The 20,040-nt window shown below is 71.4% G+C and carries 17 protein-coding genes; 10 read left to right on the top strand and 7 right to left on the bottom strand.

Annotation, left to right across the window (positions count from 1 at the left end; translation table 11 throughout):
* The first annotated feature begins 63 nt into the window (after nt 1-63).
* Nucleotides 64-1,185: a hypothetical protein gene (locus tag IEY91_RS02325; RefSeq protein WP_189172598.1), complete on the top strand. Its 1,122-nt coding sequence runs from the start codon at nt 64-66 to the stop codon at nt 1,183-1,185.
* Nucleotides 1,186-1,281: 96 nt separating this feature from the next.
* On the opposite strand, the gene IEY91_RS02320 is transcribed toward IEY91_RS02325, so the two are convergent.
* From IEY91_RS02320 to trhA, 3 genes are all read right to left on the bottom strand, one after another.
* Nucleotides 1,282-1,941 (bottom strand): TetR/AcrR family transcriptional regulator, encoded by a 660-nt coding sequence (locus IEY91_RS02320; RefSeq protein ID WP_189172597.1) that lies wholly within the window; start codon nt 1,939-1,941, stop codon nt 1,282-1,284.
* Nucleotides 1,942-1,945: 4 nt separating this feature from the next.
* Entirely contained in the window at nt 1,946-3,502 is a 1,557-nt protein-coding gene (locus IEY91_RS02315) for an MFS transporter (protein ID WP_189172596.1), read from the bottom strand.
* Nucleotides 3,503-3,661: 159 nt separating this feature from the next.
* Entirely contained in the window at nt 3,662-4,396 is a 735-nt protein-coding gene (trhA, locus tag IEY91_RS02310; RefSeq protein ID WP_164321233.1) for a PAQR family membrane homeostasis protein TrhA, read from the bottom strand.
* Between the two features lie 294 nt (nt 4,397-4,690).
* Here trhA and IEY91_RS02305 point away from each other — a divergent pair, with 294 nt between their 5' ends.
* On the top strand, nt 4,691-6,541 hold the full coding sequence (locus IEY91_RS02305; RefSeq protein WP_189172595.1) for a phosphoenolpyruvate carboxykinase (GTP): 1,851 nt from the start codon (nt 4,691-4,693) through the stop codon (nt 6,539-6,541).
* Nucleotides 6,542-6,705: 164 nt separating this feature from the next.
* Here IEY91_RS02305 and IEY91_RS02300 read toward each other — a convergent pair whose 3' ends face one another.
* Both IEY91_RS02300 and IEY91_RS02295 read right to left on the bottom strand, forming a co-directional pair.
* A complete protein-coding gene (locus IEY91_RS02300; protein WP_189172594.1) occupies nt 6,706-7,110 on the bottom strand; it encodes an SCO4983 family protein in 405 nt (134 codons plus the stop codon).
* A 94-nt stretch (nt 7,111-7,204) separates the two neighbouring features.
* Nucleotides 7,205-8,416, bottom strand: coding sequence for a pyridoxal phosphate-dependent aminotransferase (locus IEY91_RS02295; protein WP_164321228.1), 1,212 nt, complete (start codon nt 8,414-8,416; stop codon nt 7,205-7,207).
* Nucleotides 8,417-8,595: 179 nt separating this feature from the next.
* Here IEY91_RS02295 and IEY91_RS02290 point away from each other — a divergent pair, with 179 nt between their 5' ends.
* Nucleotides 8,596-9,465 carry a S1 family peptidase gene (locus tag IEY91_RS02290; protein WP_189172593.1) on the top strand — a complete coding sequence of 290 codons (870 nt, stop codon included), beginning with the start codon at nt 8,596-8,598 and terminating at the stop codon, nt 9,463-9,465.
* A 25-nt stretch (nt 9,466-9,490) separates the two neighbouring features.
* Here the strand turns inward: IEY91_RS02290 and IEY91_RS02285 are convergent, their stop codons facing one another.
* Together IEY91_RS02285 and IEY91_RS02280 are read right to left on the bottom strand one after the other, a co-directional pair.
* Nucleotides 9,491-11,101 carry an N-acyl-D-amino-acid deacylase family protein gene (locus IEY91_RS02285; RefSeq protein WP_189172592.1) on the bottom strand — a complete coding sequence of 537 codons (1,611 nt, stop codon included), beginning with the start codon at nt 11,099-11,101 and terminating at the stop codon, nt 9,491-9,493.
* A 246-nt stretch (nt 11,102-11,347) separates the two neighbouring features.
* On the bottom strand, nt 11,348-12,673 hold the full coding sequence (locus tag IEY91_RS02280) for an alanine racemase (RefSeq protein ID WP_189172591.1): 1,326 nt from the start codon (nt 12,671-12,673) through the stop codon (nt 11,348-11,350).
* A gap of 243 nt (nt 12,674-12,916) precedes the next feature.
* On the opposite strand from IEY91_RS02280, the gene IEY91_RS02275 reads away from it, so the two are divergent.
* From IEY91_RS02275 to IEY91_RS02245, 7 genes are all read left to right on the top strand, one after another.
* Nucleotides 12,917-14,011, top strand: a complete 1,095-nt coding sequence (locus tag IEY91_RS02275; RefSeq protein ID WP_189172590.1) for a sugar kinase — start codon at nt 12,917-12,919, stop codon at nt 14,009-14,011.
* Nucleotides 14,008-14,760, top strand: a complete 753-nt coding sequence (locus IEY91_RS02270; RefSeq protein WP_189172589.1) for an IclR family transcriptional regulator — start codon at nt 14,008-14,010, stop codon at nt 14,758-14,760. Before IEY91_RS02275 ends, IEY91_RS02270 begins: the two co-directional genes overlap by 4 nt.
* Before the next feature lie 48 nt (nt 14,761-14,808).
* On the top strand, nt 14,809-15,219 hold the full coding sequence (locus IEY91_RS02265) for a RidA family protein (RefSeq protein WP_164321216.1): 411 nt from the start codon (nt 14,809-14,811) through the stop codon (nt 15,217-15,219).
* A 202-nt stretch (nt 15,220-15,421) separates the two neighbouring features.
* Entirely contained in the window at nt 15,422-16,927 is a 1,506-nt protein-coding gene (locus IEY91_RS02260; RefSeq protein ID WP_189172588.1) for a GntP family permease, read from the top strand.
* A gap of 204 nt (nt 16,928-17,131) precedes the next feature.
* Nucleotides 17,132-17,632 carry a hypothetical protein gene (locus IEY91_RS02255; RefSeq protein ID WP_189172587.1) on the top strand — a complete coding sequence of 167 codons (501 nt, stop codon included), beginning with the start codon at nt 17,132-17,134 and terminating at the stop codon, nt 17,630-17,632.
* A gap of 166 nt (nt 17,633-17,798) precedes the next feature.
* On the top strand, nt 17,799-18,944 hold the full coding sequence (locus IEY91_RS02250; RefSeq protein WP_189172586.1) for a macro domain-containing protein: 1,146 nt from the start codon (nt 17,799-17,801) through the stop codon (nt 18,942-18,944).
* Between the two features lie 412 nt (nt 18,945-19,356).
* Nucleotides 19,357-20,040 (top strand): hypothetical protein, encoded by a 684-nt coding sequence (locus IEY91_RS02245; protein ID WP_189172585.1) that lies wholly within the window; start codon nt 19,357-19,359, stop codon nt 20,038-20,040.

Here is a 20,040-nt window from a genome sequence, read left to right as displayed (position 1 = left end):
GGCGATCCCGGACGGCACTCGAGCTGGTTTCGCCTGCCATCAGCACACCTTTCTGGAGGTCTCATGGCAGTCAGCCGGCGAAACCTGCTGCGCTCCGCCGCGGCCGTCGTACCCGCGCTCGCGCTCGGCAGCGCCCTGCCGGGCGGCGCGTCCGCCGCGGGCGGCGCCTTGCCGGAGTGGCGGGTCTTCCCGTTCACCACGTCGAGCGACTGGTACGGGTTCAAGCGGCTCGCCTTCGCCCCCGGCGGCGGTGCCATGGCGGCCGGCTCCCATTACCACTGGGACGAGATCGTCAAGGAGGAACCGGCTGCCTTCGCGTTCGACGGCACGGACTGGAAGTCGTACGAGTTCAGCAAGTTCCCCAAGGACACCAGACCCCTGACGGGGATCTCGGTGGGCGCCGCCGACGACGTCTGGGCCGTGGGCGAGAGGATCAACCGGCCGACGATGCTCGACGAGGCCCAGATCCTGCACTGGGACGGCACGGCCTGGTCGGACCGGACGGGGGCGGCGGGCTCCGCCATCGGACGGCCCGAGCAGATCGACGGCACCGGCGGTGCCCTCTGGGTGGTCGGCAACGCGAAGTACCCGGCCACCGGGGCGGTCGCGCTGCGCCGCAGCGGCTCCGCCTGGACGTCGGTGCCCCTGCCCGCCACGCTCGGCGCCCACTCGGGGCTGCTCACCGTCCGGGTCGTGGCGGCCGACGACGTCTGGGTCGGCGGCTATACGGCCACCGAGGCGCGCGGGACGAGGACGCCCCTGGTCATGCACTGGAACGGGACGGCCTGGAAGGTGCTGCCCACGCCGTTCGGTTCGGCGCTGGGACAGGTGTCCGCGTTGCTGGTGCGCGACGGGGTCTGCTGGGCCGGCGGGGCCGCGGGTGCTCGCGCCGCCGTCGCCACCTGGTCGGGGGGCGCGTGGTCGCTGCGGTCCCCGGAGGGCCAGGACGCCTCCGAGGTCACGCAGTTGGCTGCGTACGGAGCGGAGGTGTGGTCCGTCGGCACCCGTGTGGCGCTGCAGCGCTGGACCGGCGCGTCGTGGTCCGCCGCGCCGAGCCCCACGTCCGCGCCGCTGACCTCGGGCGCGCTGGCCAACGGGCCGGACGGCTCGCTGTGGCTGGCGGGCAGCACGAGCGCGGCCGGTGGCGTCCCCGCCTTCTTCGCCCAGCTCCCGGCGGCCGCCTGACCGGGGTCCTTATGGGGGCTGCGCCCCCTCTCCCCCCGCCTTTCGGCCCTTCGGGCCTCGTCCTCAATCGCCGGACGGGCTTGAAGCGGGCCGCCTCTAGGCCCTGAATCCCGCCGACAGCATGTCCAGCGTGCGGTCCACCAAGTCGCCCAAGTCGTCCTCGTGGTCGTGTTCGGCCCAGTAGGCCGAGGCCTCTGTGAGGGCGCCGATGAGGGCCATGGAGAACGTCCTGACCTCCAGGTCGTCCGCGTCTCGGCCCGTGCGTTCCGCGATGACGCGGCACAGCATCCGGCCGGTGACGGACATGCTCTCCAGCATGCGGGAGCGCACCGCGGGGACCTCGACCATGAGTGTGGTGCGCAGCCGGGAGACTTCCGGTTCCTCCGTGAAGCCGAGGCGGACGGCCCGGCGGAGGACGTGCCGCAGGGACTCGACGATCGGCTCGTCGGCGGGGCGGGCGCGCAGTTCTACCTCAAGGAGCGGGTCGTACTCGTCGGTGAGGACGATGTCCTCCTTGGTCGGGAAGTAGCGGAACACGGTCGACGGCGAGACCTCCGCCGCCTCCGCGATCTGCTCGACCGTCGTCGCCTCGTACCCCTGCTCGCGGATCAGCCGGTACGTCGCGTCCCTGATCGCGACGCGCGTCTTGAGCTTCTTGCGCTCGCGCAGCCCCATCCGGGCGGGGACGGCCGGACCGGCTGCCGGGTCCGTCGGGGCGGCGGCGGGCTCTGGGGTCTTGGTGCGTGCGGCCGTCATGACGTCATTGTCGGACATCGGCGGGCGCCGGAGCCATGTCGGCGCCGGACGCCGTGCCGCGCCCCGACCGCGGCAGGAACGCCGCCACGAGCAGCGCGGCCACCAGCGCCGCGACGCCGCCGACCAGCAGGACGACGTCCATGCCGTGCGCGTACGCGGAGTTCGCGGACTCCACGAGGCCGGGCGCGCCCGTCCGCTCGGCCACCAGGTGCGCGGCCACCACCGAGTCGCTCGCCGCGTCGGCCGCGGGGCCCGGCAGGCCGCCGGTGTCGAGGCGGTCCGCGTACACGCCGGACAGGAGCGAGCCGAGCAGCGCGATGCCGACGGCGCTGCCCACCTGACGTACCGTCATCAAAAGCCCGGAGCCCGACCCGGCCCGGTCCACCGGCAGTGCGCCGAGCGCCGCGTCCATCGCGGGCACGACCGCGAAGCCGAAGCCGAGCCCGGCGATCGAGAGCCACAGCGCGACGAAGCCGTAGCCGGAGCCGGCCGTCGTGCGGCTGCCGAGGATGGCGGCGAAGGCGAGCACCGTCAGGCCCGCGCTGATCACGGCGGGCGCGCCGAAGCGGCGTACGAGCGGCTCGGTGCCCCTGGCCGCGACGACGAGCCCGCCCATCATCGGCAGCAGCCGCAGCCCGGTGCCGAGCGCGTCGTTGCCCTGCACGGCCTGGAGGTAGGGCGGAAGGACGAACATCAGCCCGGAGAGCACGAACATCACCAGCGTCGCCGCGAGCGTGTTCAGCAGGAAGCCGCGGTGCGCGAGGAGCGACAGATCGAGCATGGGGCGTACGAGGCGGCGCTCGCGCAGCACCAGCGCGCCGATCAGGACCACGGAGGCGGAAAGCGCGCCGACCACCAGCGGGTCGGACCAGCCGCGGCCCGGCGCCTCGATGATCCCGTAGACGAGCGCGGCGAGGCCGGTCGCGGTGAGCGCCGTGGAGAGCGCGTCGACCTTCGGCGCGGACGGGTCGCGGGTCTCGGGGAGCAGCAGCACGCACGCGGTGATGCCGATGGCGACCATCGGCACGTTGATCAGGAAGATCGAGCCCCACCAGAAGTGGTCGAGCAGGAAGCCGCCGACGATCGGTCCGAGCGGCAGGCCGAGCGCGGAGGCCGCCGAGACGATGCCTATCGCCTTCGTACGCTCGCCAGGACCGAACAGCGCGGGCAGCACGGACATCGCAAGGGGCATCACGAGCGCGGCGCCCAGGCCCATGACGGCACGCGCCGCGACGACCAGCGCGACGGAGCCGACGAGCGCGCCGATCAGCGAGCCGACGAGGAAGATCCCGAGCCCGGTGATCAGCATGCGACGGCGCCCGAACCGATCGCCGAGCAGCCCGGTGGGCAGCATCAGCGCCGCGAACACGACGACGTACGCGTCCGCCATCCACTGTTGCTCGCCGGTGCTCGCGTCGAGCTGGTCGGCCATCGTCGGCAGCGCGACGTTGAGGATCGTCATGTCGAAGCCGAGCACGAGCATGCTCGTGACCAGGGCGCCGAGCGCCCACCAGCGCCGGGGGTCCGGCGCGACGCTCTTCTCTGAAGTGACAGCAGCCATGAAATGAGAGTAACTGTCAAAAGGTGGTGACTGTCAATGTGGCGGCCGGTGTCTGCGGGCATGGCAAGTCGGTGTCCGCGGGCATGAAAAAGGGCCGCGGCACTGAGCCGCGGCCCCGAAGGCCTGTCTTGAGGGAGTGAGTCCGCCCCCTCGGGGGCGTCAGGCGTGTTGGTACGCCACCAGCGAGATCCCCACGTAGTGCACCGCGAACGCCGCGAGCGTGAAGGAGTGGAAGACCTCGTGGAAGCCGAACCAGCGGGGGGAGGGGTTGGGGCGTTTGAAGCCGTAGACCACGCCGCCCGCGCTGTAGAGGAGGCCGCCTACGACGACCAGGACGAGGACCGCGATGCCGCCCGTGCGCAGGAAGTCGGGGAGGAAGAAGACGGCGGCCCAGCCCATCGCGAGGTAGCACGGGGTGTAGAGCCAGCGGGGGGCGCCGACCCAGAAGACGCGGAAGATTATGCCCGCGGCGGCGGCCGCCCAGATGCCCCACATCAGCCACTGACCCTTGGCGTCGGGCAGGAGCAGCAGGGTCAGCGGGGTGTACGTGCCCGCGATGATCAGGAAGATGTTGGCGTGGTCGAGTCTGCGGAGCACTCCGTCGGCGCGGGGGCTCCAGTTGCCGCGGTGGTAGAGCGCGCTCACGCCGAACAGCAGGCAGGCCGTGAGGACGTAGATCCCGCAGGCTATGCGGCCGCGCGTGGAGTCCGCGAGGGCGGTGAGGAACACGCCTGAGATCACCACCGCCGGGAACATGCCGGCGTGCAGCCAGCCCCGCAGCTTGGGCTTCGCGGGGAGCGCGGGCAGGGGCGCGGGCCCGGACGCTTCGGCCGCGGCCGGATCCGGGACACCTGCGGGGGAGTTCGCGATCGCGTCGGGGACGGGTGCGGTCATGCCTGGCATCGTACCTACGGAACCGTAAGTTAAGTGTCAAAGGCGACGTCCCAGAAGGTTACAAGTGGTGAGGCTCACGGTCACGGGTGTGAGCGGGCCCGGATGTGGGAACAGCGAGTGGCAATGCTCACGCCGCTCAGGTGTGAGGCACTCTGGACAGATGCGCAAACGCGTCGGATGATCAAATGAGTGCGGTCGGCACCGGATGAGCGCCAAGAGGTTCGAAGCAGTGAAGCATCCGGGTCGCAGCCCCCACGGGGCCCCAACCACAAAAACCCTCGTATAGGAGCAATCGTGGCGCGCGATATCGCGGCTCCCCTGTCAGTGAAGTCCGTGGGCACCGTTCCCACCGAGCACCAGGAGCTCGTCTCCTGGGTGAACGAGATCGCCGAACTGACACAGCCGGACAGTGTGGTCTGGTGTGACGGCTCCGAGGCCGAGTACGAGCGCCTGTGCGAGGAGCTCGTGGCCAAGGGCACCTTCAAGAAGCTGGACCCGATCAAGCGGCCCAACTCCTACTACGCGGCCTCCGACCCGACCGACGTCGCGCGCGTCGAGGACCGCACGTTCATCTGCTCCGAGAAGGAGGCGGACGCCGGGCCCACCAACCACTGGAAGGCCCCCGCGGAGATGCGGAAGATCTTCGCCGGCGAGGGCGGCGAGGGTGGTGTCTTCCGCGGGTCGATGCGCGGCCGGACCATGTACGTCGTGCCGTTCTGCATGGGCCCGCTGGGCTCGCCGCTGTCCGCGATCGGCGTCGAGATCACCGACTCCGCGTATGTCGCCGTGTCCATGCGCACCATGACCCGCATGGGGCAGCCGGTCCTGGACGAGCTCGGCTCCGACGGCTTCTTCGTGAAGGCCGTGCACACCCTCGGCGCCCCGCTGGAGGCAGGCCAGGCGGACGTGCCGTGGCCGTGCAACTCCACGAAGTACATCTCGCACTTCCCGGAGTCCCGCGAGATCTGGTCGTACGGATCCGGCTACGGCGGCAACGCCCTGCTCGGCAAGAAGTGCTACGCCCTGCGCATCGCGTCCGTCATGGCGCGCGACGAGGGCTGGCTCGCCGAGCACATGCTGATCCTCAAGCTGACGCCGCCCACCGGTGAGTCGAAGTACGTCGCCGCCGCGTTCCCGTCGGCCTGCGGCAAGACCAACCTCGCCATGCTGGAGCCCACGATCTCCGGCTGGACCGTCGAGACCATCGGCGACGACATCGCCTGGATGCGGTTCGGCGAGGACGGCCGCCTCTACGCGATCAACCCCGAGGCGGGCTTCTTCGGCGTCGCGCCCGGCACCGGCGAGCACACCAACGCCAACGCGATGAAGACGCTCTGGGGCAACTCCGTCTTCACCAACGTCGCGCTGACGGACGACGGTGACGTCTGGTGGGAGGGCATGACGGAGGAGACTCCGAAGCACCTCACCGACTGGAAGGGCAACGACTGGACCCCGGACTCAGGCGTCCCGGCCGCGCACCCCAACGCCCGCTTCACCACCCCGGCCGCGCAGTGCCCGATCATCGCGCCCGAGTGGGAGGACCCCAAGGGCGTGCCGATCTCCGCGATCCTCTTCGGCGGCCGCCGCGCCTCCGCGGTGCCGCTGGTCACGGAGTCCCTCACCTGGAACCACGGCGTCTTCCTCGGCGCGAACGTCGCCTCCGAGAAGACGGCTGCCGCCGAGGGCAAGGTCGGCGAGCTCCGCCGGGACCCGTTCGCGATGCTGCCGTTCTGCGGCTACAACATGGGCGATTACATGGCCCACTGGGTCAAGGTCGGGGCGGACAAGGACCAGTCCAAGCTGCCGAAGATCTACTACGTGAACTGGTTCCGCAAGAACGCGGACGGCAAGTTCGTGTGGCCCGGGTTCGGTGAGAACTCCCGCGTCCTGAAGTGGATCGTCGACCGGCTCGACGGCCGCGCGGACGGCGTCGAGACCCCCATCGGCATCCTGCCGACGCCCGAGTCCCTCGACACCAACGGCCTCGAACTGCCCGCCGCCGACCTGGAGTTCCTCCTCACGGTCGACAAGGAGGTCTGGCGCGAGGAGGCCTCGCTCGTCCCGGACCACCTCAACACCTTCGGGGACCACACCCCGAAGGAACTGTGGGACGAGTACCACGCGCTGGTGGAGCGCCTGGGCTAGCCCTTCGCACCTCAAGGCCGGGCCCCGCACAAAGGCGTGCGGGGCCCGGCCTTTTTCGTTCGGCGGGAGTGAATCAGCCCGTCCGGCGTTTGAGGACGAGGCCCGGAGGGCCGAAAGGCGGGGGAGAGGGGCGCAGCCCCATAGGCGGGGGCGCCGCCCAAGGACTACGCGGCGCCGACGAATTGGGCGGCCGCGTGCGCGTCCATGCGCTGAGCGGCCAAGATCGCCGCAGCCGTATCCGCGCGGGACGCGGCCACCACCAGGGCTCGGCCCGCCAGGGCGTGCGCGCGCTGGTGCAGAGCGGACAGGTGCGGCTCGTGAATGGCAGTGACCACGGACGCCCTGGCCGGCGCCAGGCCTCGTAGTCGGGTCACCTGGGCGGCAAGCTGCTCTGCGGCAGCGCCAAGGCCCGGGTCGGCGGAGAGCACTCGCAACTCATCCGTCACGGCGAGCAGCGCGGCGAGATGCCCCGCGAGCTGGATGTCCAGCTCCTCCTCGCGGGAGCGGTGCGGAAAGTCGCCCGGGTCGGCCAGAGCGTGGACCGACTTGGTGCGGATCGGCTCGTACATGGGATGGCCTCCAAGCGGGTTACTTGAAAGCCATCCTAGCTTAGATTCTGTCTAAAGTTGAGTCGAGCGGGGCCGCGGCGGCGCCAAGAAGGCGTTACGGCTGGCTGTAGCCGTCGAGGAAGGTCCCGATCCGGGTCACCGCGTCCGTGAGGTCCGTCGCGGTGGGCAGCGTGACGATGCGGAAGTGGTCGGGCTCCGGCCAGTTGAAGCCGGTGCCGTGGACGACCATGATCTTCTCCGCGCGGAGCAGGTCGAGGACGAGCTGCCGGTCGTCCTTGACCTTGAAGACCTTGGGGTCCAGGCGCGGGAAGAGGTACAGGGAGCCTTTGGGCTTGACGCAGGTCACGCCGGGGATCTGGGTCAGTACGTCGTACGCCGCGTCGCGCTGCTCAAGGAGCCGCCCGCCCGGCAGCACCAGATCACCGATGGTCTGCCGCCCGCTGAGCGCGGCGACGACCCCGTGCTGCCCCGGCATGTTCGCGCACAGGCGCATGTTCGCCAGGATCGTCAGGCCCTCGATGTACGAGGAGGCGTGGGCCTTCGGCCCGGAGACCGACATCCAGCCGACGCGGTAACCGGCCACGCGGTACGCCTTCGACATGCCGTTGAAGGTGAGCGTGAGCAGGTCAGGGGCGACGGCGGCGGTCGGCGTGTGCGTCGCGCCGTCGTACAGGATCTTGTCGTAGATCTCGTCCGAGCAGACCAGGAGGTTGTGGCGGCGGGCGATGTCGGTCAGACCGCGGACCATCGCCTCGTCGTAGACCGCGCCGGTCGGGTTGTTCGGGTTGATGATCACCATCGCCTTGGTGCGGTCGGTGATCTTGCGCTCGATGTCGGCGAGGTCCGGCATCCAGTCGGCCTGCTCGTCGCAGCGGTAGTGCACGGCGGTGCCGCCGGAGAGGGAGACCGCGGCGGTCCACAGCGGGTAGTCCGGCGCGGGTACGAGCACCTCGTCGCCGTCGTCGAGCAGGCCCTGCATGGCCATCACGATCAGCTCGGAGACGCCGTTGCCGATGAAGACGTGCTCGACGTCGGTCTCGATGCCGAGGGTCTGGTTGTGCATGACGACCGCGCGGCGCGCCGCCAGCAGGCCCTTCGCGTCGCCGTAGCCGTGCGCGGCGCCGACGTTGCGGAGGATGTCCTCCAGGATCTCGGGCGGGCACTCGAAGCCGAAGGCCGCGGGGTTGCCGGTGTTGAGCTTGAGGATGCGGTGGCCCGCGGCCTCCAGCCGCATCGCCTCCTCGAGTACCGGGCCCCGGATCTCGTAACAGACGTTGGCGAGCTTGGTCGACTGGATCACCTGCATGCCCGCGAGCTTACTCGGGCGGGGGTGCCTTGAGCGGGAGAGCTCGGTCACCCGCGCCGTCCGACGGGGGTGCGTTCTTGGCTGTACGCGGTCTTGTGGTGGGGCCCGGTGACCCCAACAATGCGCATGACAAAACCGAAGGACCTTCGGTCACACAGTCATCCAGAGGGGACCCCCACATGAACAAGCCTCTCGTCGGAGCCGCACTCACCGCCGTACTCCTCGGCGCGGCGAGTGTGCCCGCGGCGGCCGTCAGCAATGACGCGCCGTCGTCCGACAAGCGGACTGCGGCCGCCGTCAAGGCACCGGCCGCCAAGGCCGTGAGCTTCGCCGGCACCGTGGCGCTCAGCAACTGTTCCGGCTCCGTCGTCCGCGTACCGTCCTCGCAGCCGACCGACCCCGCGCTCGTGATGTCCAACGGCCACTGCCTGGAGACCGGCTTCCCGGCGCCCGGCCAGGTCATCGTCGACCGCGCGTCGACCCGCAGCTTCACGCTCCTGAACGCGAGCGGCGGCAACGCGGGCACCGTCCGCGCCAGCAAGATCGCGTACGGCACGATGACCGACACCGACGTCTCGCTCTACCAGCTCACCAGCACGTACAAGGACATCGAGACCCGCTACGGCATCAAGGCGCTGGAACTGGACTCCGCGCGTCCGGCGCAGGGCAAGGCCATCACGGTCGTGTCCGGCTACTGGAAGCGGATGTACAAGTGCAACGTCGACGGCTTCGCGTACCGGCTGAAGGAAGGCCGCTGGACCTGGAAGGACTCGGTCCGCTACACCTCCGCGTGCCAGACGATCGGCGGCACGTCGGGCTCGCCGGTGGTCGACGACGCGACCGGCAAGGTCGTCGCCGTCAACAACACGGGCAACGAGAACGGCGAGCGGTGCACCGACAACAACCCGTGCGAGGTCGACGAGAACGGCAAGGTGACCGTGCGCGAGGGCATCAACTACGGCCAGCAGACGTACAACATCGTCCCGTGCGTCGGCGCGGGCAACAAGATCGACCTGAACCGTCCCGGCTGCACGCTGCCCAAGCCCTGACCCCGGACCTTTTGAGTACCGGGACCTAGGCGGTCCGGCGCACGGCACGTCCCGCGAGGACGTCCGTGCGCCGGCCGCCCTCGATCACCGGCTTGCCGTCGATGAGGACGTGCGGCATGCCGACGGGGAGCGTGCGCGGCGCCTCGAAGGTGGAGCCCGCCGCGACCGTGTCCGGGTCGAAGAGGACGAGGTCGGCGCGGTAGCCCTCGCGGACGAGGCCGCGGTCGGGCAGGCGCAGGCGGGCGGCGGGCCGCGAGGTGAGGTGCGCGACGCACTCCTCCAGGGACAGCACCCCCAACTCCCGTACGTACTTGCCCAGATACTGCGGGAACGTGCCGTACGCACGCGGGTGCGGCTTGAAGCCCTGCAGGATGCCGTCGCTGCCACCCGTGTGGACGGGGTGGCGCATGATCGCCCGGACGTTCTCCTCGTGGCCCACGTGCTGGAGGATCGTCGAGCCCAGGCGGTCGTTGATCAGCAGTCGGCGTGCCGTCACCCACGGCTCCTCGCCGCGCATGTCGGCCGACTGCTGGATCGTCTTGCCCACGCAGGAGGCGAGGCCCGGGTCGGAGACGCCGGAGATCTCGATGGTGTCCCACTCGATGGGCACGCCGTGGCAGCCGTCCGCGCCGATGACCTCCATGTGGTGCCGGATCCGCGCGGCCGTCCCGTCGTCCTGGAGCCGGGCGAGGATCGCGTCCGGGCCGCCCTCGCTCGCCCAACTCGGCAGCATCGCCACGAGGGTGGTGCAGCCGGGTGTGTACGGGTACGTGTCGAGGGTGATGTCCGCGCCGTCGGCAAGCGCGGTGTCCAGGAGCGCGAGGAGGTCCGGGGCCTTGCCCTTGTTCACGCCGAAGTTCATGGTGGCGTGGGCGAGATGGAGGGGGCAGTTCGCGGAGCGCGTCAGCTCCACCATCTCCTCGTACGCCTCCAGCGCGCCCGCGCCGTAACTGCGGTGGTGGGGGCAGTAGTAGCCGTCGTACGACGCCACCACCCGGCACAGCTCGGTCAGTTCGGCGTCCTTCGCGTACATGCCCGGGGTGTACGTCAGACCCGACGACATGCCGACGGCGCCCTGCTCCATGCCCTCGGCCACCAGCCGCTTCATCCGCTCCAGCTCGGCCCCGGTCGCCTCCCGGTCGTCCCAGCCCACCGCGTACATCCGGACCGTGCCCTGCGGGATCAGGTACGCCGCGTTCACCGCGATGCCGTGGCCGCCGTGGGCCCCGTCCAGGCGGTCCAGGTACTCGCCGACCGTGCGCCAGTCGAAGTCGATGTCGCTGCCGTCTCCGTTCCAGCCCGTGATGGCCTGGCGGACCTGGGTGAGGGTGCGGTCGTCGACCGGGGCGTAGGAGAGGCCGTCCTGGCCGATGACCTCCAGGGTTACGCCCTGGGCTGCCTTCGCACTGTGGTCGGGGTCCCTGAGGAGGGCCAGGTCGCTGTGGGCGTGCATGTCGATGAAGCCGGGAGTGAGGGCGAGGCCGTCGGCCTCGATGGTCCTCGCCCCTGTGGGGCGGGTGCCCGTGCCCTCCCGGCGGATCTCGGCGATGCGGCCGTCTTGTACGGCGACGTCGGCGTTGTACGAGGTGTCGCCGCTGCCGTCGATGACGCGGGCGCCGCGGATGACCAGGTCCATGGGGTGGGTTCCTCTCTGCGGGTGGGTGGGGCCTCGCGGTGCGCCCCAGTCCCGCCCCTGGACCCCGCTTGTCGCCGCTCCGCGGCTCGTCCTCAAACGCCGGACGGGCTGAAATTGTGCTGGTTGCGGCAGGTATCCAGCCCGTCCGGCGTTTGAGGACGAGGCCGTTCAGGCCGATCGGGGGTCCAGGGGGCGGAGCCCCCTGGTTACGGGAAGGGGCGGGGTTGGGGAGGGCTCAGCGCAGGGTCAGAAGTACGTGCGGATGTAGTCCGTGACCGTCCCGTCCGCCTCGACGAGAGGGATCAGCTGCCACTTGTCGAAGGACGTGCAGGGGTGGGAGAGGCCGAGGCCCACCCAGTCGCCGACCTCAAGGTCGGCGCCCGGGGCGGTCCGAAGCCACCCGTGCTGATCGGAGAGCCCGGTCACGGTCACCCCGTCGGCGGCCACCTCCGTACCGTCGGCACGGCGGACGACCTGCGCGGCCGGCAGATCGAGGTCGTACGCCGCGTCCCGCTTCCCGGCGTTCACGAACGCCTGCTCGGCGGTGGGCCGCGACACGACCTGCGTCCACAGCCGGAAGGCGGGGTGAAGGGCCCCCTCCTCGGGGACGCGGTTGAAGGGCGTGAGGTGCTTGTAGTGCCCGTCGTCGTGCGAGACGTACGCACCGGAACGGAGCAATTTCAGGACGGGGAGCGACAGTTGGGGGATTGCGGCGAACTCGTCCGCCACCGCGTCGAACCACGCCGAACCCCCGGCGCTGACCACGATCTCGTCCAGCGCCCCGGGAACACCGTCCCCCTTGAACCGCCCCGCCGCGTCGAACTCCGCCGCAAGAGCGATGAGCCGCCGCAGCCACGCGTGCACCCGCTCGGGCGTCGCGTCCGGCACCTCCCCCTCGTACCCCGCGACACCGACAAGCCGCAGCGTCCCCGCCGAGGCCACCGCGTCGGCGACGGCCGCGCAGTCGGCCTCGGTGCGCGCACCGGTACGGGCCCCGTCACCCGCGGCGAGCTCGACGACGACGTCCACGGCACGGCGCGCGCCGGCCGAGCGGAGGGCCGCGTCCATGAGCTCCACGCCGCGTACCGAGTCGACGTAACAGATGAAGTGGAAATCGGGGTCGGAGTCGAGCTCCGAGGACAGCCAGCGCAGCGCCGCCGCGTCGACGAGCTCATTGGCGAGGAAGATCCGGGCGACGCCGAACTCGCGGGCCACGCGCACCTGGTGGGGGACGGCGAGGGTGATGCCCCAGGCGCCGTGGGCGAGTTGACGCTCGAAGAGCTGGGGCGCCATGGACGTCTTGCCGTGCGGCGCGAAGGCGAGGGAGTGGCGGGTCGCGTACTCCTCCATGAGCGCGAGGTTGTGCTCCAGGCGCTCGGCGGACAGGGCGAGGACGGGCGTGGTGAAGCCGCCGGTGAAGAGGTTGCGGCGCTCCGCCGCCAGCTCGCCGACGGTCAGTCCGTCCGCGTCCGGCGGGAGCGCCTTGAAGCGGTGGTCGATCCGCTCGTCGGCAAGGCGCGCGAGGGCGCTCGCACGGCGGTCGGCGGGGGCGGCGGGCTTGTCGGCGGCCATGAGGCGCCTCCTCGGCTCTTCGGCTCTACGGCTGTTCTGCACTTCGGCTGTCCGGCTCCACGGCTGTGCGGCTCCACGACGCGTCAGCGTGGCTCCACAACACCCCTCACCAGGGCGTTGCAGAATATGCAACGTTCATTGCGTATGTCGCTTACTGCTGTCTAACATCCGAGCCAACGCCGGGTCAACGGATCCGGAGAGCGAGTGAAGCGGCTGAGAAGCGACTGAGGGGCTGACCCGAACGTGACCCGAGCAGGCGGCGGCGGAGACACGAACTCCCTGGACACCGACGTGGTGGCCCTCGGCGAGTCCATGGTGACCTTCCTGCCGTCGCGTCCGGGCCGGCTCGCCGACGTGCCGTCCTTCGAGCGCGGCATCGGCGGCGCCGAGTCCAACGTGGCCTGCGCCCTCGCCGCCGCCGGGCACCGCACCCGCTGGGTCGGCCGCGTCGGCGCCGACGGGTTCGGCGACCACCTGGTCGAGGCGATCGCGCGGTACGGCGTGGACACCTCCGCCGTCGGCCGCGACCCGCACCGCCCCACCGGCATCTACTTCCGCACCGCCGACGACCGCGGCACCGACGCCCACGAGGTCGTCTACTACCGCGCGGGCTCCGCCGCCTCCGCGATGTCGCCCGCGACCATGCCGTACGACGCCCTGTGGTCGGGCCGCGTCCTGCACCTCTCCGGCATCACGCCCGCGCTGTCCGCCGACTGCCTCGCCCTGGTCCGCGACCTGTGCGACCGCAAGCCCGGCCGCCGCTCCCTGGTCTCCTTCGACGTCAACCACCGCCCCGGCCTCTGGCGCGACAGCGGTGACGGCGACAGTGCCGACGTACTGCTCGACCTCGCGCGCGGCGCCGACCTCGTCTTCGTCGGCGAGGACGAGGCCGCGAACGCCTGGGGCGTCACCGGCGGCCCCGCCGCGATCCGCGCCGCGCTGCCCGAGCCCGCCGTGCTCGTCGTCAAGCAGGGCGCGCACGGCGCCACGGTCTTCGCCGCCGACCACGCCACAGGCCGCGACACCATCACCTTCGTGCCCGCCCTGCGCGTCGACGTCGTCGCGCCCGTCGGCGCCGGCGACGCCTTCGCCGCCGGGTTCCTCTCGGCGACCCTGCGCGGCCTGTCCGCCGAGCGCCGCCTGCGCCACGGCCACCTCATGGCCGCCGCCGCCCTCACCGTCCCCGGCGACCTCGCCACCCCGCCGTCCCGCGACCACGCCGACGCGCTCGCCGCCGTGGACGCCCCCGCCTGGGAGAGGCTGCGCCTTCGCCCCGGCTGGACGGCCGACCCTGCCCGGAACACCGCCGCGGCCTCCGAGGGGGTACGTACGTCATGAGCCAGACCGTCGACCGCGCCCTTTCCATCCTGCCGCTGCTCGCCGAGGGCCCCGCCGACCTCGGCCAGGTCGCAGAGCGCCTCGGCGTGCACAAGTCCACGGCCCTGCGCCTCCTGCGCACCCTGCACGAACACGGCCTGGTCTTCCGCCAGTCCGACCAGCGCTACCGCCTGGGCGCCCGGCTCTTCGCGCTCGCGCAGGAAGCCGTCGAGAACCTCGACGTACGCGAGATCGCGCACCCCCACCTCCTCGCGCTCAACGAGAAGTGCGGCCACACCGTCCACCTCGCGGTGTACGAGGAGCAGGAGGTCCTCTACATCGACAAGGTGGAGAGCCGCTACCCGGTCCGGATGTACTCGCGCATCGGGAAACCGGTGGCCATCACCGTCGCCGCCGTCGCGAAACTCCTCCTCGCCGACTTCCCCGAGTCCGAGCGGCGCGCCTTCGCGGAGAAGCTCGACTATCCCGCGTACACGTCCCGTTCGACACCCAACGCCGCCGCCTTCCTCAAGGAACTGACGCTGGTGCGCGAACAGGGCTGGGCCACCGACCTCGGCGGCCACGAGGAGTCCATCAACTGCGTCGGCGCGCCCATCCGGGGAGCGGACGGCCGGGTCGTCGCCGCCATGTCGGTGTCCGCGCCGAACGTCGTCGTCACCGCCGAGGAACTCCTCCGGCTCCTTCCGCTCGTGCGGCGTACGGCGGAGGCCATCAGCAGGGAGTACTCGGGCCACGCCCCGGAGAAGTAGTACTCCGGTACTCCTGTGTCGTAACACCCCTACGAAGAAGGCAAGTTCATGAGCGAGAAGACCGCCATCACCCCCGCCACGCACACCGCCCCGCCCGCGAAGTTCTCGCACGGCGTCAAGAAGGGCAACATCCTCCAGGTCGCGGGCCAGGTCGGCTTCCTGCCCGCCGAGGAGGGCAAGGCGCCGACCCCGGCCGGGCCCACCCTGCGCGAGCAGACCCTGCAGACCTTCGCCAACGTCAAGGCGATCCTCGAAGAGGGCGGCGCCACCTGGGACGACGTGATGATGATGCGCGTCTACCTCACGGACGTGGACCACTTCGCGGAGATGAACGCCCTCTACAACCAGTACTTCGAGGAGCAGGGCCTCAAGGCCCCGGCGTCCGCCCGCACCACGGTGTACGTCGGCCTGCCCAAGGGCCTGCTCATCGAGATCGACGCGCTGGCCGTACTCGGCTGACCGTCGTGGCCGGCTGAGGAGGAGGCCGCACCCGGCCTCCTCACCCGCCGCACCCCCTCCCGTACGCAAGCCACACCGTCGTCACGGCGTGGCGCCCGCCCCCAAGCTCTCGACTTCGCTCGAGCAGGGGGGACCCCCTTCCCGGGGCGCCACGCCGTGATCCCCCCTGCCCAGAAAGCCCCATGCACTTACGAGGTCAAAGATGTCCCCGTCCCCTTCGTCCCCCCTGACCGCGACACTCGCGGCCACCGCCCCACCAGCGGAGACGCCGCCCCACACCGGCGGCCTGATGGCCCTCATCGACGGCACGGCGGGCCTGCTGACCGTCGCGGCCCTCGGCATCCTGCTGCTGCTCTTCCTGATCATCAAGGTCAGGCTCCAGCCGTTCGTGGCCCTCCTGGCGGTCTCCATAGCCGTCGGCCTGGCGGCGGGCCTCTCCGTCACCGAACTCTTCGGCACCGTCCAGAAGTCGGACGCGGTCTCGCTCATCGAGTCCGGCATGGGCGGCATCCTCGGCCATGTGGCGATCATCATCGGCCTGGGCACCATGCTCGGCGCGATCCTGGAGGTCTCCGGGGGCGCCGAGGTCCTTGCCTCCCGCCTCCTTGGCCTCTTCGGCGAGAAGCGCGCGCCCCTGGCCATGGGCCTGACAGGCCTGATCTTCGGTGTCCCGGTCTTCTTCGACGTCGGCATCTTCGTCCTCGCGCCGATCGTGTACGCCGCCGCCAAGCGCAGCGGCAAGTCCATCCTGATCTACTGCCTGCCGCTGCTCGCGGGCCTGTCGATGACGCACGCGTTCCTGCCCCCGCACCCCGGCCCCGTCGCGGCGGCGGGCCTGCTGAACGTCGACCTCGGCTGGGTCATCCTCATGGGCATCGTCTGCGGCATCCCGGCCGTCATCGCGGCCTGGGCCTACTCGGCCTGGATCGGCAAGCGCATCTTCGTGGCCGTGCCGCAGGACATGGTCGAGGCGGCGGACGAGGCGAAGGCGGCGGTGGCCGCCGAGCAGCGGGCCGCGGGCCGTGAGCCCCAGGAGAAGCCGGTCCCGCTCTCCACGGTCTTCCTGATCATCGGCACGCCCCTGGTCCTGATCCTCCTCGCCACCTTCTCCTCCATCGCCTTCGACCCCTCGACCCTCCGCTCGGTCATCGAGTTCTTCGGCAACCCCTTCGTCGCCCTGACGATCGCCCTGATGATGGCGTACTACCTGCTCGGCATCCGCCGCGGCTGGTCCCGCAAGTCCCTGGAAACGGTGTCGACTTCGTCCCTGAAGCCGGTCGGCAACATCCTCCTGGTGGTCGGCGCGGGCGGCATCTTCGGCGCCGTCCTCAAGGGCAGCGGTGTCGCCCAGGCCCTCTCCGACACCTTCCACGACGTCGGCCTGCCGATCATCGTCCTCGCCTACCTCATCTCCCTCGTCCTGCGCGTGGCCCAGGGCTCGGCGACGGTCGCGATCGTCACGACCGCGAGCATCGTCGCCCCCCTCCTCGCCGAGGGCGACTACTCCAACGCCTTCACGGCCCTGGTCATCATGGCCATCTCCGCGGGCTCCATCTTCGCCTCGCACGTCAACGACGGCGGCTTCTGGATGGTCGCGAAGTACTTCGGCATCTCCGAACGCGACACCCTCAAGACCTGGACGGTCCTGGAGTCGGTGCTCTCGCTGGCGGGGTTCGCTGTGGCGGCTTTGGTGAGCTTGTTCGTGTAGCAGCGGGATTCGTCACTCGTACGTCGTTGGGGCACCCGGCAGCACTTGACTGCCGCCGGGTGCCCCAACTGCCGTATACGGTAGGTGGATTGGACGTACTGGGCGAATTGGGGGCGGGGCGCCGTGTCGCTGGGACGACGACCGAGGAGTTCGCCGGGTGGGCTGGTTCCGGGGGCGGCCGCCGTTGCCGCCGCCCTGCTGTGCGTGCCGCTGCTGACGGCGTGCACCGGGGACGGAGGGGAGAGGCTCTCGCGGGCGGAGACGGCACGCCTTACGGCCATCGCCGACGCGTACCTCCAGCTCCGCGCCGACGCGGTCACGGCGACCGCCCGCGACGCCCACCCGCTCCCGCGGCCCGCCCGCCTGACCCCCGCCTTCGCCCGCCGGACCGCCGACGACCTCGGCCAATTGACGAAGACCGGGCGGGAAGTTCAGCGGCTCGACGGGGGCTACGGCCGCGCGCAGGTCGACACGGACCCGCAGACGGCGACCCGGCGGGGCGACACCGTCACCCTCGAAGCCATGGAGCACGCGAAACTCCACCCTCCCGCCGACCAGCCCGACGCTCCGGTGGAGGAGTACGCCGTGTCCCACATCCTCACCTTCACCCGGAGCGCCTCCGGCGAATGGCTGCTGGACGGTGACCGGCCCGAGGACTGCGGCTGGCTGGCGCCGGTCACCCAGGTCTGCGGCGACCCGGCCTGACGCGGGGCCGACTCCACCCAGGGCGACCGGAGTTCGCCCGGTCCGCGACCGGGAAGCACCCTTCGACGCCCCGTCCTCGACCAGGCCCTCGTGTGCAATGGAAGGCCGGGGGGAGCCGGGTGGGCGGGGCTTGTGGCGGGTGTGACGCGGTGCGATCCTTGCCGCCATGCCGGTCACTCCCCGTCCACCCGATCACGGATCGGTTCTCGCGGAGGTGAGGAGAGTGCGGCGTGCGGGACTCCTCAGGCTGCGTGAGCTGGAGACACCCGAACTGATACGCATAGCGCGCGAGTTACCGTCGGGGCCGACGTCCTCGACGGACAGCGGAGCCGTCGAACGGCTGCTGCGCACCGCCGTCTCCGCCGTCGGCGGCGGCTCGCTCCAGGAGGCCGCCGAGTTCACCCTCGGGCTCGCCCAGGGCACCCGGGACTGGCCCGCCTCCTCCCGGCGCAGGCGCGCCGCGCAGGTGTACGGCGTCAGCGTCGAACGCTTCCGCAAGCACCACGAGCTGATGGTGCTCGGGCAGATAGCGGAGCGGATCGTGGACATCGCGGCCCCGCCGCGGCAGCCGCCGTCGCCCGCGGCGGCACCGGCGCTTGGCCGTCCGGGTGTCGAAGTCCCCACATCCGCAGACAGGTTGACCCTGCCACCCGCGCATCGCACCGTGCCGGTCCGCCTCGCCCACCGCACCGTCCGCGTGACCGTGCACGTCCACTCCGTGGACCTGCTCCGGGACATCGACGTCGTCGTGTCGCCCTCCAACACGTACTTCTCGTTGCCCGCCGCCTACAAGTCGTCGGTGGCCGCGACCCTGCGCCGGGCCGGGGCCCGCAGGGACGCCTCGGGAGGGCTCGTCGAGGACCAGGTGCACGACGAGCTGGCGGCGTGGGCGTCGCGGCACGGGGCGCCGGGGCGGCAGGCGCTGCCGGGCACGGTCGCCGCCACCTCGCCGGGGGCGCTCGGCGCGCAGGGCATCCGGCGGATCTACCACGTCGCCGTGGCCGTCCCCAGACCCGGCACCAACGACTACGACGTCCAGCCCGCCGACGTGACCCGCGGCGTCGCCCGCGCGCTGACGCTCCTCGCGGAGGAGAAGGCGGACCCGCCGCTCACCTCCATCTGCCTGCCGCTCCTGGGCGCGGGCCGAGGAGGCCTCTCGCCGCTGGAGAGCTTCTCGGCGCTGTGGGCGGCCGTGGAGGCGGAACTCGTCCGCGGCGCCGCCCTCGACGTCCACTTCGTGGTCCGCAGGCACGCCCGCGGAGACCTCGTCCAACGGCTCCTCGCCGGGCTCGGCGGAACGGACGGCGCATGAGGCGCGGGGCGACGGGGCGTCGAGGTACGCCCGCGAATCCCGGGGCGACGGGGCGTCGGCGTGCGCCCGCGAATCCCCGGGCGACACGGCATCGACGTGCGCCCATGAAATCCGTGGCGGCGACGCCGCATCGACGTGCGCCTGCGAATCGCGGGGCGATGCGGGATCGACGTACGCCCGCGAACCCTGGGGCGACACGGCATCGACGTGCGCCCGTGAAGCCCGTGGCGGCGACGCCGCATCGACGTGCACCCGCGAATCCCGGGGCGACACGCCATCGACGTGCGCCCGTGAAGCCCGTGGCGGCGACACCGCATCGACGTGCACCCGCGAATCCCGGGGCGACACGCCATCGACGTACGCCCATGAACCCCGGGGCCCCGACACCGCATCGACGACCGCGAGGAGACCAGTGAATCCGTACGTAGTGCTGGCCGCGGCCGCGGCGGCCTGGGACCGTTTCGCCGCCCGGCTCACCGGGCCGCCCCGTGACCGGCTCGCCGAGCTGCTGGCCGTCGTACGCCGTCGGGGCGCGGCCGAGACCGAGCGGCGGGAGGCGGCCGAGCGGGCCGCGGAGCTGTTGCGGGAGCGGTTCCCGGAGGAGTTCGGCGGCGGGCCGGACGCGCGGCTCGCCGGCGGGCTTCTCGACGTCGTCGCCGACACGGACCCGCACCCCGCCTACCGGGGCTTCTCCGCCGAGGACTTCGCCGTCCTGCTGATGGACGGGCACCGCATGGTGGGGCCGGTGCTCGGGCCCGTACGCGAACGGCTGCTCGCCGAGCCCGCGTGGGACGCCGACGCGCTGGCCCGGCAGGGCGGCGACCCCGAACTGCCCGCCCTCATCAGGCTTCCCGGGGAAGGCGGACGGCGGCGGCTGCCCCGCTTCCAGTTCGACCTCGACGGCGACGAGGCGGCGGCCCGGCCTGTCGTCCTTGAGGTCAACGCGTACCTCGCCGCCGACCGGGACCCATGGGGCGCCGCCGACTGGTGGCTGTCCGACAACGCCTGGCTCGGCACCCGCCCCGCCCGGCTCCTCGGCGCCGGCAAGGACCGGCAACTGGCCGACACGGCGCGGCTGTTGATGGAGGAGGGCTAG

It is taken from the genome of Streptomyces lasiicapitis, assembly GCF_014646335.1.
Lineage (GTDB): Bacteria > Actinomycetota > Actinomycetes > Streptomycetales > Streptomycetaceae > Streptomyces > Streptomyces lasiicapitis.
Note: the sequence above shows the minus strand (reverse complement) of the source record. Positions and strands in the feature narration are given on the sequence as shown.

Coding starts and splice junctions, on each gene's coding strand:
- IEY91_RS02270 (WP_189172589.1), top strand. CDS start 14,008: ATGAGCCAGACCGTCGACCGCGCCCTTTCCATCCTGCCGCTGCTCGCC.
- IEY91_RS02315 (WP_189172596.1), bottom strand. CDS start 3,502: ATGGCTGCTGTCACTTCAGAGAAGAGCGTCGCGCCGGACCCCCGGCGC.
- IEY91_RS02285 (WP_189172592.1), bottom strand. CDS start 11,101: ATGGACCTGGTCATCCGCGGCGCCCGCGTCATCGACGGCAGCGGCGAC.
- IEY91_RS02290 (WP_189172593.1), top strand. CDS start 8,596: ATGAACAAGCCTCTCGTCGGAGCCGCACTCACCGCCGTACTCCTCGGC.
- IEY91_RS02250 (WP_189172586.1), top strand. CDS start 17,799: ATGCCGGTCACTCCCCGTCCACCCGATCACGGATCGGTTCTCGCGGAG.
- IEY91_RS02265 (WP_164321216.1), top strand. CDS start 14,809: ATGAGCGAGAAGACCGCCATCACCCCCGCCACGCACACCGCCCCGCCC.
- trhA (WP_164321233.1), bottom strand. CDS start 4,396: ATGACCGCACCCGTCCCCGACGCGATCGCGAACTCCCCCGCAGGTGTC.
- IEY91_RS02295 (WP_164321228.1), bottom strand. CDS start 8,416: ATGCAGGTGATCCAGTCGACCAAGCTCGCCAACGTCTGTTACGAGATC.
- IEY91_RS02260 (WP_189172588.1), top strand. CDS start 15,422: ATGTCCCCGTCCCCTTCGTCCCCCCTGACCGCGACACTCGCGGCCACC.
- IEY91_RS02280 (WP_189172591.1), bottom strand. CDS start 12,673: ATGGCCGCCGACAAGCCCGCCGCCCCCGCCGACCGCCGTGCGAGCGCC.
- IEY91_RS02325 (WP_189172598.1), top strand. CDS start 64: ATGGCAGTCAGCCGGCGAAACCTGCTGCGCTCCGCCGCGGCCGTCGTA.
- IEY91_RS02300 (WP_189172594.1), bottom strand. CDS start 7,110: ATGTACGAGCCGATCCGCACCAAGTCGGTCCACGCTCTGGCCGACCCG.
- IEY91_RS02320 (WP_189172597.1), bottom strand. CDS start 1,941: ATGACGGCCGCACGCACCAAGACCCCAGAGCCCGCCGCCGCCCCGACG.